The 14877-nt window shown below is 72.1% G+C and carries 12 protein-coding genes; 10 read left to right on the top strand and 2 right to left on the bottom strand.

All coding sequences use genetic code 11. The annotated features are described in order from the left end of the window. The 9 genes from ACFHWU_RS15090 to ACFHWU_RS15050 are packed head-to-tail and all read left to right on the top strand — an operon-like array spanning position 1 to position 10778. Positions 1 to 2070, top strand: a complete 2070-nt coding sequence (locus ACFHWU_RS15090) for a hydantoinase/oxoprolinase family protein (RefSeq protein ID WP_416590834.1) — start codon at positions 1 to 3, stop codon at positions 2068 to 2070. Continuing rightward, complete coding sequence (locus ACFHWU_RS15085; protein WP_416590833.1) at positions 2067 to 3761, top strand: hydantoinase B/oxoprolinase family protein; 1695 nt, start codon at positions 2067 to 2069, stop codon at positions 3759 to 3761. Before ACFHWU_RS15090 ends, ACFHWU_RS15085 begins: the two co-directional genes overlap by 4 nt. Continuing rightward, positions 3754 to 5514, top strand: coding sequence for a hydantoinase B/oxoprolinase family protein (locus ACFHWU_RS15080; protein WP_416590832.1), 1761 nt, complete (start codon positions 3754 to 3756; stop codon positions 5512 to 5514). The genes ACFHWU_RS15085 and ACFHWU_RS15080 overlap by 8 nt, the downstream gene beginning before the upstream one ends. Next, complete coding sequence (locus ACFHWU_RS15075) at positions 5511 to 6779, top strand: amidohydrolase family protein (RefSeq protein WP_416590831.1); 1269 nt, start codon at positions 5511 to 5513, stop codon at positions 6777 to 6779. The genes ACFHWU_RS15080 and ACFHWU_RS15075 overlap by 4 nt, the downstream gene beginning before the upstream one ends. 17 nt (positions 6780 to 6796) lie before the next feature. After that, the gene (locus ACFHWU_RS15070) at positions 6797 to 7240 is read left to right on the top strand and encodes a YybH family protein (protein ID WP_289212629.1); all 444 of its coding nucleotides are present in this window, start codon (positions 6797 to 6799) and stop codon (positions 7238 to 7240) included. Further along, positions 7237 to 8238, top strand: coding sequence for an NADPH:quinone oxidoreductase family protein (locus tag ACFHWU_RS15065; protein ID WP_416590830.1), 1002 nt, complete (start codon positions 7237 to 7239; stop codon positions 8236 to 8238). The genes ACFHWU_RS15070 and ACFHWU_RS15065 overlap by 4 nt, the downstream gene beginning before the upstream one ends. Next, positions 8235 to 8594 carry a TIGR04076 family protein gene (locus ACFHWU_RS15060; protein WP_416568264.1) on the top strand — a complete coding sequence of 120 codons (360 nt, stop codon included), beginning with the start codon at positions 8235 to 8237 and terminating at the stop codon, positions 8592 to 8594. Before ACFHWU_RS15065 ends, ACFHWU_RS15060 begins: the two co-directional genes overlap by 4 nt. A 16-nt stretch (positions 8595 to 8610) precedes the next feature. Further along, on the top strand, positions 8611 to 9621 hold the full coding sequence (locus ACFHWU_RS15055; protein WP_416590829.1) for an LLM class flavin-dependent oxidoreductase: 1011 nt from the start codon (positions 8611 to 8613) through the stop codon (positions 9619 to 9621). Beyond that, positions 9618 to 10778, top strand: a complete 1161-nt coding sequence (locus tag ACFHWU_RS15050) for an alpha/beta hydrolase fold domain-containing protein (protein ID WP_416590828.1) — start codon at positions 9618 to 9620, stop codon at positions 10776 to 10778. Before ACFHWU_RS15055 ends, ACFHWU_RS15050 begins: the two co-directional genes overlap by 4 nt. A 77-nt stretch (positions 10779 to 10855) precedes the next feature. On the opposite strand, the gene ACFHWU_RS15045 is transcribed toward ACFHWU_RS15050, so the two are convergent. Continuing rightward, on the bottom strand, positions 10856 to 11473 hold the full coding sequence (locus tag ACFHWU_RS15045) for a helix-turn-helix domain-containing protein (RefSeq protein WP_233605752.1): 618 nt from the start codon (positions 11471 to 11473) through the stop codon (positions 10856 to 10858). A gap of 229 nt (positions 11474 to 11702) precedes the next feature. Here ACFHWU_RS15045 and ACFHWU_RS15040 point away from each other — a divergent pair, with 229 nt between their 5' ends. Further along, on the top strand, positions 11703 to 14351 hold the full coding sequence (locus ACFHWU_RS15040) for a LamG-like jellyroll fold domain-containing protein (RefSeq protein ID WP_416554317.1): 2649 nt from the start codon (positions 11703 to 11705) through the stop codon (positions 14349 to 14351). A 117-nt stretch (positions 14352 to 14468) separates the two neighbouring features. Here the strand turns inward: ACFHWU_RS15040 and ACFHWU_RS15035 are convergent. Next, a partial coding sequence (locus ACFHWU_RS15035) for a transposase family protein (protein ID WP_416590827.1) occupies positions 14469 to 14877 on the bottom strand: 409 nt, incomplete at its 5' end.

Below are 14877 nucleotides of genomic sequence, written 5' to 3'. Positions count from 1 at the left end.
ATGCCCGCACCGCACATCCGGCTCGCCGTCGACATCGGCGGCACCTTCGTCGACGCGATGGAGCTGGACACCCGTACCAACCAGGTCCGGTTCCGCAAGGCGTCCACCACCCCGGCCCGCCCCTGGGAAGGGGTGCTCGACGCGGTGACCGCGCTCGGCACCGACCTGTCCGAGGTGGAGCTGTTCATCCACGGCACCACGCTCGGGCTCAACGCGGTGCTGGAGCGCCGGGGCGGGGCCACCGGCATCATCACCAACGAGGGCTTCCGGGACGTCTTCCTGCTCGGCCGGGGCAACGTGCCCGCCGACCACATGTACGACTTCCAGTACGAACGGCCGGAGAGCCTGGTCAAACGGCGGTACACCGCCGGGGTGACCGGCCGGCTGGACTACCGGGGTCGGGTGGTGACCGAACTCGACCCGGACAGTGTCCAGGCGGCCGCCCGCACCCTGGTCGAGGAGCACGGGGTCGGGTCGATCGCGGTCTGCTTCCTGCACTCGTTTGTCGACCCCAGCCACGAACGCGCCGCCGCCGCGCTCATCCGCGAGGCGTACCCGCAGGTCAGCGTCTCGGTGTCGACGGACATCGTGCGCGAACACCGCGAGTACGAGCGGACCAGCACCACCGTGCTGGAGGCGTACATCCGGCCGATCTTCGAACGCTACGTCGACGAACTGGAGTCCGGGCTGGCCGACCGGGGCTTCACCGGCCGGTTCCTGATCATGCGTTCCGGCGGCGGGTCGATGACCTCGACGACGGCCAAGAAGTCGCCGACGCACACCGTGCTGTCCGGCCCGGCCGGCGGCATCGTCGGCGCCGCCTACCTGGCTGGCGCGCTGGGCCGGGACAACCTGCTCACCTTCGACATCGGCGGGACGTCGCTGGACGCCTGCGTGATCGAGGCGGGCAGCCCGGTCGCCGCGTACGAGGCGCAGCTGGAGCACTTCCCGCTGCTGATCCCGACCTACGACATCCGCACCATCGGCGCCGGCGGTGGCTCCATCGCCTGGCTGGACCGGGGGCTGCTGAAGGTGGGGCCGCAGAGCGCCGGCGCCGATCCGGGGCCGGTCTGCTACGGCCGGGGCGGGCAGCGGCCGACCGTCACCGACGCCTCGGTGGTGCTCGGCTACGTCGACCCGGACCGGTTCCTCGCCGGCACGATGGGTCTGCAGGCCAAGGCGGCCCAGGCGGCGCTCGACGAGCAGATCGCCACCCCGCTCGGGCTGAGCCCGACCGCCGCCGCGGCCGGCGTCTACGACGTGCTGCTGGCCCGCACCGTCGGCGCGGTCCGGCAGATCACCGTGGAACGCGGCCACGACCCCCGGGTCTTCTCGCTGCTCGCCTTCGGCGGCGCCGGCCCGCTGCTGGCCCCGCTGCTGGCCCGCGAGATGGGTATCCGGGAGGTGGTGGTGCCGTTCGCCCCGTCCGGCTTCTCCGCCTGGGGGATGCTGTCGGCCGACATCGTCGACGACTTCTCCCGTACCGTGCTGGCCACCCTGGACGCCGACGCGCCGGAGGGCAGCGTCGACCTGGCCGCGTTGGAGGCGATGTTCGTCGAGGTCGAGGCCGAGGCGGTCGGCTCCCTGGTGGAGCAGGGCGTTGACGCCGGCTCGGCGGTGCTGGAACGCCAACTGGAGCTGCGCTACCTCGGTCAGGAACACACCCTGACCGTCACCGTCGGCGCCGAGCTGGACCGCGACGCGATCCGCGCCGCGTTCGAGCAGCTGCACCGCACCCGGTACGGCCACGCGATGAGCAACCGGCTGCAAATCCTCAACCTGCGGGTGCGCGGTATCGGTCGGACCACCCGCCCGGAGCTGGTCCGCCCGCCGGCCGGCGACGGCGACCCGACGCGGGCGCTGCTCGGCCGCCGCGACGCGTTCGACTTCGGCACCCGCAAGGTGGTGTCGTTCGCCGTCTACGACCGGGCGAAGCTGGCGCCGGGGGACCGGTTCGCCGGCCCGGCCCTGGTCGACGAGGGCACCTCCACCACGGTGGTGCCGAGCGGCCAGCGCGTCGAGGTCGACCCGCACGGCTACCTGCTGGTGACCCTGGAGGAGGCGAAGTGACCACGCTGGACGGAGCCACCGCCGAGGTGGTACGCAGCTACCTGATCTCCGCCGCCGAGGAGATGCGGGCCACGTTGATCCGTACCTCGTTCAACCCGGTGATCTACGAGGTGCACGACTTCGGCATGTCGATGTACGACGCCGACCTGCGGCTGATCGCCGAGGCGACCGGGTTGACGTTCTTCCTCGGCGCCAACGACTTCTCGCTCGCCAGGGGCGTCGAGTACGTCGGCCGGGAGAACCTGCACCGGGGCGACATCGTGCTGCTCAACTACCCGTACTGGAACGCGGCGCACGCCTCGGACGCCACCCTGTTCGCCCCGGTGTTCATGCCGGACCCGGCCGACGCCGACCCGGACGCCGACGGCACCCTGGTCGGGTTCCTCTGCGTGCGGGCACACTGGATGGACCTGGGTGCCAAGGACCCGGGGTACGTGCTCGACTCCACCGACATGCACCAGGAAGGGTTGATCTTCCCCGGCACCAAGGTGGTGTCCCGGGGCGAGCCGGTGCACGAGATCCACGAGCTGATCCGGTTCAACTCGCGGATGCCGGCCGAGGTCCTCGGCGACCTGCACGCCCAGATCGCCGCGCTGCGCACCGGTGAGCGGCGGTTCCTGGAGATCCTGGCGAAGTTCGGCCGGCCCACGGTGGCCGCCGCCGTCGAGGCGATCATCGCCGACGGCGAGGCCCGCAGTCGGGCCGCTCTCGCCGCCCTGCCGCAGGGCTCGTGGACCGCGACCGACTGGGTCGACGACGACGGCATCACCGATAAACCGGTGAAGATGCAGGTCACCGTCACCATCGCCGACGGCACCTTCACCGTCGACTTCGCCGGCTCGTCGCCGGCGGTGCCCGGCCCGATCAACATGCCGTACGGGGCGACCGAGGCGATCTGCAAGGTGATCCTGAAGTCGTTGACCTCGCCGGACCAGCCGTCGAACGCCGGCACCATCGCGCCGCTGCGGGTCAAGGCCGAGCCGGGCAGCCTGTTCCACGCCGTCTACCCGCAGCCGACGTTCACCCTGTGGACCGGCATCGTCGCCGTCGAGCTGATCCTCAAGGCGCTCGCCCAGGGCATGCCGGACCGGTTGCCGGCCTCGTCCGGTGGGGACGTGCCCGGGTTCATGATGGTCGGCATCCACCCGGACACCGGGCAGCTCTTCGCGGTCAGCAACAACGACCCGGTCGGCTGGGGCGGCACCCGGGAACACGACGGGATGAACGCCGCCACCCACGTCTCCGGCAGCACCGGGCGGATCACCCCGATCGAGGTCCTCGAGGCCCGGACCGGGATGTTCTTCGAACGGGTGGAGATGCGCACCGACTCCGGTGGTGCCGGCCGGCACCGGGGCGGCACCGGACTGCGGCGCGACATCCGGTTCGTCACCCCGGGCGAGTTCCTGTCGGTGATCAAGAAAACGAAGTCGGCACCGTGGGCGTTGGACGGCGGCGCGCAGCCGGACCCGAACCAGGTGGTTGTCTTCCCGGGCACCGACCGGGAGCGGCGGGTCAGCACGAAACGGACACCGGTGGTGCCCGGTGACCGGGTCACTCTGCTGACCGCCGGTGGCGGCGGGCACGGCGACCCGCGCCGACGCGACCCCGAGGCGGTCCGTGAGGACGTCGCCGAAGGCTACGTGTCGCCGGCCGCCGCCCGTGAGGTGTACGGGGTCGACGTCGATGACTGATACTTCCAGGGTGGACGGTGCGGCGACCGAGGTGGTGCGTAGCTACCTGGTGGCCGCCGCCGAGGAGATGCGCTCCGCGCTGGTGCGTACCGCGTTCAACCCGGTCATCTACGAGGTGTACGACTTCGGCATCTCCATCTACGACGCCCGGCTGCGGCTGGTCGCCGAGTCGACCGGGCTGAGCCGGTTCCTCGGCGCCAACGACTACTCGATCCGCAAGGGCGTCGAGTACGTCGGCCGGGAGAATCTGCACCCCGGTGACGTGGTGCTGCTGAACTACCCGTACTGGAACGCGGCGCACGCCTACGACGCCACCCTGTTCGCCCCGGTCTTCCTGCCGGAGCCGGCCGGTGCCGGCGGCGACGGGCCGGCCGGGGACGGCACGCTGATCGGGTTCCTGTGCGTGCGGGCGCACTGGATGGACCTGGGCGCGAAGGACCCGGGCTACGTGCTCGACTCCACCGACATGCACCAGGAAGGCGTCATCTTCCCCGGCACCAAGGTGTTCCGCCGGGGCGAGCCGGTGCCCGAGATCATCGAGCTGATCCGCTTCAACTCGCGGATGCCGGAACTGGTCATCGGCGACCTGCACGCCCAGGTCGCGGCGCTGCGCACCGGTGAGCGCCGGCTGATCGAGCTGGTCGAACGGTTCGGCCTGGCCACCGTGACCACGGTCGTCGACACCGCGATCGCCGCCGCGCAGGCATCCACCGCCGACGCGATCGCCGCGCTGCCGCAGGGCTGCTGGACCGCCGTCGACTGGCTCGACGACGACGGCATCACCGACGAGCCGATCAAGATGCAGGTCACCGTCACCATCGCCGACGGCACCTGCACGGTGGACTTCACCGGATCGTCACCCGCCGTCGCCGGACCGGTGAACCTGCCGTACGGATCGACCATCGCCACCGCCCGGGTCGCGTTCAAGGCGCTCACCACCCCGACCGAGCAGACCAACGCCGGGCACTTCACCGCGCTGCGGGTGGTCGCCGAACCAGGCAGCCTGTTTCACGCCGTCTACCCGGCCGCCACGTTCACCCAGTGGACCGGCACGGTGGCGATGGAGCTGATCTACCGGGCGTTGGCCCAGGGCATGCCGGACCGGCTGGCCGCCTCGTCCGGTGGCGACGTACCCGGGTTCATGATGGTCGGCACCCACCCCGACACCGGGCAGCTCTACGCGGTCAGCAACAACGACCCGGTCGGCTGGGGCGCCTCGCCCGACCACGACGGCATCGGCCCGGCCAACCACCTGTGCCAGACCCAGGCCCGCAACACCCCGGTCGAGGTGCTCGAGGCCCGCACCGGGATGTTCTTCGAACGGCTGGAGATCCGCACCGACTCCGGCGGCGCCGGCCGGCACCGGGGCGGACCCGGGCTGCGCCGCGACATCCGGTTCGCCACCGCCGGCGAATTCCTGTCCGTGGTGAAGAAGACCAGGTCGGCGCCGTGGGCGTTGGCCGGTGGCGGGCAGCCGGACCCGATCCAGGTGATCGTCCACCCCGGCACCGACCGGGAACGGCGGGTCAGCACCAAACGCACGCTGGTCGCCCCCGGTGACCGGGTCACCTTGCTCACCGCCGGTGGCGGCGGGCACGGAGACCCGCGCCGACGCGACCCCGAGGCGGTACGCGAAGACGTCGCCGAAGGCTACGTGTCACCGGCCGCCGCCCGCGACGTCTACGGCGTACCCGTCCCCGCACCCGCAGAAAGGCCCGCGATGACCAATCCCGCTGACCGGACGCCGGCATGAGCGCCGCCACCCACCGCGAACCGGTCGACACCGTGCTGACCAACTGCACCGTCGTCGACGCCCGCATCCTCGACGGCATCGGCCCGGTCACCGACGCCGCCGTCTGGGTACGCGGCGACCGGATCGCCGCCGTTGGCCCGGCCGCCGAGGTGACCGCCGCCGCCCGCGCCGAGGCCGACGTCACCGAGGTCGACCTCGGCGGTGCGTACCTTACGCCCGGGCTGACCAACATGCACACCCACCTGTCGCTGTCGCTGCCCGGTGCCGGCGGGCAGAGCGTCAAGGACCTGACCCCGCACGAGCTGGCTCTCTACATGGCCGACGGGGCCCGGCGCACCCTGCTCTGCGGGGTGACCACGGTCCGCTGCGTGGCTGAGAAGGACCATGCCGACTTCGCGCTGCGCCGGGCGATCACCGCCGGCCGGGTCACCGGGCCACGGATCTTCACCGCCGGCCGGGCGCTGGTCTGCACCGGCGGGCACGGCCACGAGAGCACCGACACCCTGGAATGCGACGGGGCCGACGGGTTCCGGCGCGGCGTGCGCAGCCAGATCAGGGCCGGCGCCGACCTGATCAAGGTGATGATCTCCGGCGGGATCGCCGGCGAACACGAGTCGATCCACACCCGGCAGCTGTTCCCGGACGAGATGGCCGCCGTCATCGACACCGCGCACGCCTGGGGCCGCAAGGTCACCGCGCACGCCGGCCCGGCACCGGTCATCGGTGAAGCTGTCGAGCTGGGCCTGGACTGCGTCGAACACGGCTACCAGCTCACCGAGGAGGTGGCCGCGCGGATGGCGCGGCGCGGAACCGCCCTGGTGCCGACCCTGTTGGTCACCCGGTGCAAGGAGTTCTTCGACGAACTCGGCGTACCGCAGTGGATGCAGTGCCGTTCGCTCGGTGCCGGACCCCAGCACCTGGAGAGCTACGCGATGGCCCTGGCCGCCGGGGTGGAGGTACTGCTCGGCAGCGACATGCCGCCGTTCTGGTCCTTCGAGGGCACCAACGCCTCGGTGCGGGAGCTGGAGTACCTGTCGGAGAGCGGCATCGGCCCGGCCCGCGCCCTGTACGCCGGCACTCTCGGCCCGGTCCGCTGGCTCGGCGCCGAGGCCGACCTCGGCACCGTCGAGACCGGCAAGTACGCCGACCTGGTGGCGATGGACGCCGACCCGGTCGCCGACACGTCGGCGTTCCGGGGGGTGCGCTGGGTGATGTCCGGCGGCCGGGTGGTCCGCGACGACCGCGCCGGCTGGACCGCCTGGTGAACGACGTGAGGAGCAGAATGTCCGAGCAGGAGACCGCCGAGATCGCGGCCGCGATCGGCGACATGTACGACGCGTTCCTCGCCGGCGACAGGGTCCGCTTCGACCGGCACCTGCACGCCGACGTGACCACCTGGGAGACCCATCTGCCCGGCCCGCTGCGCACCCGCGACCAGCTGGACGCCTACCGGGAGCGGCGCGACGCCGCCGGAGCCCGGCCGGTGCTGGACCGGCTGGCCCCCGAGGACCTGCGGATCGACGTGTGGGGCGACGCCGCGGTGGCCCGCTACGTGCTGGTCGCGGTGCCGGCCGGCGGCGGCCCGGCCGAACACAGCCGGGTCACCGACGTGCTGCGCCGCACCGGCGACGGCTGGCGGATCGTGCACCACCACTCCGAACTGGTCCGCCACCCGGCGGGACCGGCCCGCGAACCGGCGCTCGAACCGGCCGGCGGCCCGGCATGAGACGCCTCGTCGCCACCGGGTACGGCGAACCCGACCAGGTGCTCACCGTCGCCGACCTGCCCGACGACCCACCACCCGGCCCCGGCCAGGTCCGGATCGCCGTCGCCGCTGTCGGGCTGAACTTCCTCGACGTGATGCTCTGCCGGGGCAGCTACCCGGTCCGCCCGGCGCCGCCGTTCACCCCCGGCGTCGAACTGGCCGGCCGGGTCGTGGCCACCGGCACCGGCGCCGAAGCGCTCGCCGACACCGACGTGGTGGCCTGCCCGGCGCTGCCGCACGGGGCGCTCGGTGAGACCGTCACCATCGACGCGGCGCTCGCCGTACCGCGTCCGGCGGAGATCGACCCGGTCGTCGCCGCCGCCGTCCCGGTCACCCACCAGACCGCCTGGTTCGCACTGGACCGCGCCGCGGTCCAACCTGGTGAGACGGTGCTGGTGCACGCCGGAGCCGGTGGCGTCGGCATCGCCGCCACCCAGCTGGCCGCCGCCCGCGGTGCCCGGGTGATCTGCACCGCCGGCGGGCCGGCGAAGACCGCGCTGTGCCGCGACAACGGCGCCGACGTCGCCGTCGACTACCTGGCCGGCGACTTCGTCGCGGCGGTCCGCGACGCCACCGGCGGTGCCGGCGCGGACGTGATCGTCGACCCGGTCGGCGGTGACGTGTTCACCCGGTCGCTGGACTGCCTGGCGTTCGAGGGCCGGCTCGTCGCGGTCGGTGCGGCCGGCGGCAACCCGCCACCGGTGGACCCGATGCGGCTGATCGCCGGCAACCACACTCTGATCGGGCTCTCCTGGGGCTCGACGTACCCGTGGACCCGGCCGGACGCGGTCGCCCAGGCGTACCAGCGGATCTTCGATCTGATCGCGGCCGGCGCGGTCCGGCCCCCGGTGAACCGGGTCGTCGACCTGGCCGGCACCCCGGCCGCGCTCGCCGACCTGGCCGACCGGCGCACCACCGGAAAGATCATCGTCCGGATCGACCCGAGGGAGCAGTCATGAGCGATCAGAATGTCGGCACCGACGGCGGCGACCTGACCGACGGCGGCGACATGGAGGTCTACGACCTGCGGGTCAGCGTGGACCGGATCACCGGCCGGTCGGTCTGCGGGATGGCCGTCGGCGACCACTTCGACCTCACCGACAGCGCACACCTGAAGATCCCGGAAGGAAAACACTTCTGCGTGTACGCGCTCGCGTCGGTACTGCCGTTCCTGGCCGCCAAGCAGCGCGACATGCCGCCGGGGGACTGGCTGGAACGCGACACCCTGTTCGCCTGCCCGGACCCGGAGGAGGGCCTGGTCATGCGGGTCGAACGGACCTGCAAGCGGCGGATGAACTCCGCCGACCTGACCTGAAGCATCGGAGGTTCGCGTGGCTGTGGAAATCGGACTCGGCCTGCAGAGCGACAAACGCGCCGGCGACTACGCCCGGCTGGCCCGTGCTGCCGAGGCGCACGGCTTCGACGTGCTGAGCGTCTTCGGTGACCTGATGTACCAGCCGCCGATCTTCCCGCTGCTGGAGATGGCCGCCGCCACCGGACGGGTCCGGCTCGGCACCGCCTGCCTCAACCCGTACTCGATGGCGCCGTACGAGATCGCCGGCCAGCTCGCCGCGCTCGACCTGGCCTCGCACGGGCGGGCCTATTTGGGGCTGGCCCGCGGCACCTGGCTCGGCGCGGTCGGCATCGAGCAGCCGCGCCCGCTGACCGTGCTCGCCGAGGCCGCCGAGGTGATCCGCCGGTTGCTGCGCGGCGACCGGTCCGGGTTCGACGGCAAGGTGTTCCGGCTGGCCCCGGACACCGCCCTGCGGTACGCGGTGCACCGCCCGGACCCGCCGCTGCTGCTCGGCGCATGGGGGCCACGGGGTGCCGCGCTCGCCGGCCGGATCGCCGACGAGATCAAGGTCGGCGGCAGCGCCAACCCGGACATGGTGCCGGTGATCCGCGACCGGCTGCGTCCCGGCGCCGACGCCGCCGGTCGGTCCGTCGACGACGTCGGCATCGTGTTCGGCGCGGTGACCGTGGCGGACACCGACGGCGCGGCGGCCCGGGCGAAGGCCCGCACCGAGGTGGCGATGTACCTGGCGGTGGTCGCCGACCTGGATCCGACCGTCACCGTGCCGGACGAGCTGCTGGCGCAGGTCAAGTCGCTGGTGGCGGCCGGACGCGACGTCGACGCCGGCCGGCTGGTGCCCGACGACCTGCTGGACCGGTTCGCCTTCTCCGGCACCCCAGAGCAGGTCGCCGCCCAGGCGCAGGCGCTGATCGACGCCGGGGTGCGTCGGGTCGAGTTCGGCACCCCGCACGGGCTCACCGACGACCGTGGCGTGGAGCTGCTCGGCACCGAGGTGCTGCCGCTGCTACGTAGGGAGGCTTGCCGATGACAGTCGACGGTGTACTCGTCGTCGCCGGCCCGGGACTGACCGTCGATGCGGAACTGCTGCGGGGCCTGGTCGTCGCCGAAGCAGCCGGCCTCGGCGTGGTCGGGGACTTCGTGGTCGCCGCCGACGCCGACGAGGTTCGCGGCCTGCTCGACGAGGTCGGCAGCGTCGGCGGGCGCGCGGTGGTGCTGCTGCCCGGCCCGGACCCGGCGGTACGGGCGCTGCTGACCGCCGACGGCCGCTGGGCAGGCCGCACCGTCCACTACGACCCGCAGGTGACCGACCCGCAGCCCACCGGTCCTGGCTCGGTCCACCTGTCCGGCCGGGGAGTGTGGGGGCTGGCCTGGGCGATCCGGCACGCCGTGCACCGGCTGCGCCGCCCGGCGCGACGGATCGCGTACGGCCCGGACCCGGAGCAGTGGGGCGAGTTGCGGCTACCGGCCGATGCGCCTGGTGTGTCCGCCGGGCCGCTGCCGGTGGCGGTGCTGCTGCACGGCGGCTTCTGGCGGTCGATCTGGGCGGCGGACCTGATGGACGCGCTCGCCGTCGACCTGGCCGACCGGGGTTACGCGGCGTGGAACCTGGAGTACCGCCGGCCGGACCGGCACGGCTGGCCGGCCACCACCGCCGACGTGGCGACCGGTCTGGCGGTGCTGGCCAACCTGCCGGAGCTGACCGGTGGCGCGGTGCCGGACGGTCTGCTCGACCTGGACCGGGTCGCGGTGTTCGGCCACTCCGCCGGCGGGCAGTTGGCGCTGCGGCTGGCCGCCGACGGCGGTCCGGTGCCGGTGGCGTTGGCGGTCTCCCTGGCCGGGGTGCTGGACCTGGCCGAAGGGGACCGGCGGCAGGTCGGCACCGGCGCGGTAGCCGCCGCGCTCGGCGGTGACCGCGACACCGTGCCGCAGGTGTACGCCGCCTCGGATCCGATGGCCCGGCTGCCGGTCGGGGTGCCACAGCTGATCGTCCAGGGTGCCGGCGACGACCTGGACCTGATCGACTTCAACCGCCGGTACGTGGCGGCGGCGCGGGCCGCCGGTGAAGACCCGGGCTGGCTGGAGCAGCCGGGCGACCACTTCTCGGTGATCGACCCGGCCGCGCCGATCTGGCAGGCGACGATGACGCAGGTGGACCGCTTCCTGGACCGGGTCCCGGGCCGGTGACGGGCCGGACCCGGTCAGCTGACCCGAAATTATGACGTGTCAGTGAACATGTTGCCCACCAGTGGGCAGTGTGGCGGTCAGAACAGCCGCGGGGTGACCACCGACACGACGGTGGTCACCTGGTCGGTGTCGTTGTACAACCGGTGCGGGGTGCTGGACCGCAGGTGCAGACTGTCGCCCGGGTAGAGCCGGTGCTCCACCCCGTCGACCTCGTACAGCAGCTCGCCGCTGACCACGTAGGCGAACTCCTCGCCGAAGTGCCCGTACGCCTCCTCGCGGCGCCCGCCCGGCGCGATGTGCACCAGCATCGGCTCCAGCACCAGGTTGGGGCCACGGTCGGAGAGCATCCGGTAGGTCTGCTGACCGGAGACGTACTCGGTGGCGCCGTTGTCGGCCCGGGTGAGGGTGAAGTGCACCGGCAGGCTGCCCTGCGGGTCCTCGGCGGTTTCGGTCGGCTCCGCGCTGAAGAACTCGGCGACCGGCCGGTCCAGGGCGGCGGCGACGCTGTTGAGCGCGGTCAGCCCGATCGACGAGACACCCCGCTCGACCTGGGACAGGAACCCGATCGACAGGTTCGCGCGGCTGGCCAGACCGCGCAGGGTCAGCCCCTGCTCCTTGCGGAACTGGCGCATCCGGGCGCCGACCAGATCCTGGCGTGCGTCGCCGTCGGCGACGACGCGATCAGACCTGCGCACCGGACCTCCCGTGACCCCCGCGCGGACCGCCCGCCGGGCCGCGCCGATTCTTGTTCAATGGTATCGAACTAACTGCCCCAACCGGAACCCCGACCGGACGTCGTAGACGGCTAATGCGCACCCTGACGAGCGGACACCTGCCGACCGCGAGCTTGACTACACAGCGTGTCGATCGTCATCCTTGACGTGAAATCCTGCGGAGAACGGGATTGACGGAAGCTGGTGTCCGGTGGCTAGGCTGCTCCAGCAGTCACATTTACACATCGCGGGGGTGGACGTGCCGTACGGCAGGCGCCAGTTGACGTTCGACGCAGACCGGGTACTCAAGGGACTGTCGGGTTGGCCGCCTCGCCTCGCTGCTGGCGTGGCGACCCTGCTGGTGGTCACCCTGGTGCCGGCCGCACCAGCGGTCGCCGCAGCCAACCAGGCACCAGACCGCCCGACACAGCTCACCGTGCACGGCCGCGCCTGCGAGCCGGGCGCCGGCAGAGTCTGGACGCTCACGACGACACCGACGTTCGCCGCCCGCGCCAGCGACGCGGACGCCGGTCAGCAGTCGCTCACCACCACGTTCTCCTGGCGGCGGGTCGGTCAGCCCCCGCACACCATGCAGCAGGTGCAGCAGAGCACCGGCAATCCGTCCTTCGCCTCCGCTACGGTGCCGACGGCAGCGGCGCTGGAGCACGGCGCGTCCTACCTGCTCCGCGCGCGCACCAGCGACGGCACGTCGACCGGGGGCTGGTCGGCGCCGTGCCGGTTCACCGTGGACGTCGTCGCACCACAGCCCCCGTCGGCGGTCACCTCGGCCGACTATCCGCCGATGGCACCCAACCAGCCGCCGGTCGGCGGGGTCGGTATCCCGGGAATCTTCACGATCAGCCCGCCGGCCGACGCCACCGGCATCGTCGGCTACGCCTACACCCTCGACAGCGGCATCGGCCCCGGCTCCGCGCCGGTGGTGCCGGCCGCCGCCGACGGCTCTGCCACGCTCGAGCTCCAGCCGAGCAGAGACGGCTTCAACACCTTGCGGGTCTGGTCGAAGGACCAGGCAGGGCTGGTTTCCACGGTGGTGGAGTATGAGTTCCGGGTCGCCAGCGGCAACGCGCCGGCCGCGCACTGGGGCTTCGACGACGGTGGTGCCGTCGGCGACGACGACACCGGCAACGGTAACCCCCTCACCGTCGTCGGAGCCACCACCGCGCCAGGACGGAGCAGTCCCGCCCTGTCACTGACCTCAGCCGGCGACCACGCGGCCACCACTGGACCGGTCACCTGGCCGCACCCGACGACCGCTGCCGCGCTCACCCTGCGTACCGACCTGACCTTCACCCTGTCGGCGTGGGCCAAACTCGATGCGGCCGGCACCGCACAGACCGTCGTCACGGTCGACGGCAGCACCACCTCGGTCGCCGCAATCGGCTACGACGCGACCGCCGACCGGTGGCGCTTCACGATGGCCGACGGCGACTCCGCCGCCGCCACGCTGATCAGCGTGGACTCCGACACCGCAGCCGTCCCCGGCCGGTGGACCCACCTCGCGGCGACCTACCACAACCCCTCCGGCGCGATGCAGCTGCACGTCAACGGCGTTCGGCAGAACGCGACCGCCACTCTCGCCGGCAGCGTCGCCGCCACCGGGCCGGTGACCGTCGGGCAGGCGCTCCGGGCCGGCGCGGCCACCGACCAGTTCTTCGGCCAGCTCGACGACGTCCGCGTCTACCAGCGAGCGCTCTCCACATCGGAGATCGGCGAGCAGGCCCGCCCGTTCGCGCCCCAGGTCAGTCTGCCCGACGGAGCCAGTGTCGATTTGGGCACCTCCGTCCCGGTGACCTTCGACGCTGGCGGCGACACCAACGTGACCCAGTTCCGCTACAGCGTCGGCTCGGCCATTCTGAACCAGAACGCCGTGCCGGACGTGCCCGGAGGCTCGGTCACCGTGTCCGTCACCCCGACGGCACTCGGTGACGTGCCGGTATTCGTCGGCAGCCGGACCGCCGAAGGCCTCACCAGCCCGCTCACGAGCGTGACCCTGCAGGTGCTGCCCGCACCCGTGCCGGTCACCGGCACCGTGTACGGAACGGACTTCATGCCGGTCGGTGCCGGCGTAACGGTCACCCTGGAGCCGGGTGGTCGGCAGGTATCCACCGGCGCCGACGGCGGTTTCAGCTTCGCGGACGTCAACCCGGGGCAGTACACGGTGACCGCGAGCTCCGGCGGTGGTGACTGTGGAACCGTCGCCAGCACGGAGGTCACCGTCCCCGATATCGCCGACGTCGTGCTGTTCCTGTCCCCGGTGGCCAGCCCGGACGGCAGTTCCTGCCAGGAACTGACCCAGCCGTTCACGCCGGTGTCCGGTACGGCGCTCGCCCTCACCGGTGACGACGAGGTCACCGAGACCGCACTGCCGTTCCCGGTCACCTTTTTCGGCCAGACCTACGACTCGGCCTGGGTGGACACCAACGGGATCCTGACCTTCGCCGACCCCGGCGGCTCGCATCCGACACCGGCCGGCATCCCCACCGTCGGCGGACCCGATGCGATGGTCGCCGCGTTCTGGGACGACCTGATCGTTGACGGGCAGGCCAGCGTGGTGACGGCGACGCGGGGCTTCGCGCCGTTCCGCGAGTTCGTCGTCGAATGGCGGGACGTACGCCGCGCCGCCGACCCCGACGAGCGGATGACGTTCCAGGTGGTGCTCGGTGAGCTGGGCGTGATCCAGGTCAACTACACCGGGATCGACCCGGCCAGCGCGGGTGAGCGCGGCGTCGGTGCCACCATCGGCGTCGAGAACGCCACCGGCACCGGCGGCCTGGAGTACTCGTCCGGCACGCCGGTGCTCGTCGACGACCGTACAGTGGCCTTCCTGCCGGGTGTCTGACTGTCGTGGTGTCAAGCCCCGGGTTGATGGAGAGTTGGCTACAGTAGCTGGTATTCCGACTTCAGTGCGTCGAGCGCGAGTTCCGTGAGGGCTACCCAAAACTATTTCCAGGTCGGTTTAACGTAATCCGTAAACGCGAAAGATCTCCAACTTGGTTACCGTAAGTAATGTGGCGGGGAACTGTTCCAGCGATCTGCGGAATCCGGTCTTGAGAACCTTCCAACACTTCAGGTGGGCGATCGTGCGTTCGACGGCGGCGCGGAGCCGGTTGAGCGCGGTGTTGCACGCACGTCGGACCTCGGTCAACTCCCGACCCCGGGGCTTCTTGTACGGACTCGCGATGCCGGCACCCTGGTAGCCCTTGTCACCGATCATCCCGGGCCCGCCCGGGGCGTGGTGGCCGGCCCACCGGGCGGCGATCCCGGAGACGTCGAATGCCTTCCGGTCGTGCGTGCCCCCCGGACGCGGATCACCCACGTCGACCACCCGTCCCGCGAGGTTGGCGACCACCTGCACGTTCTGCCCG

The organism is Micromonospora sp. LOL_015 (assembly GCF_048060275.1).
In the GTDB taxonomy this organism is placed as follows: Bacteria; Actinomycetota; Actinomycetes; order Mycobacteriales; family Micromonosporaceae; genus Micromonospora_E.
The sequence above is the reverse complement of the archived record's forward strand: the minus strand, read 5'-3'. Positions and strand labels throughout refer to the sequence as shown.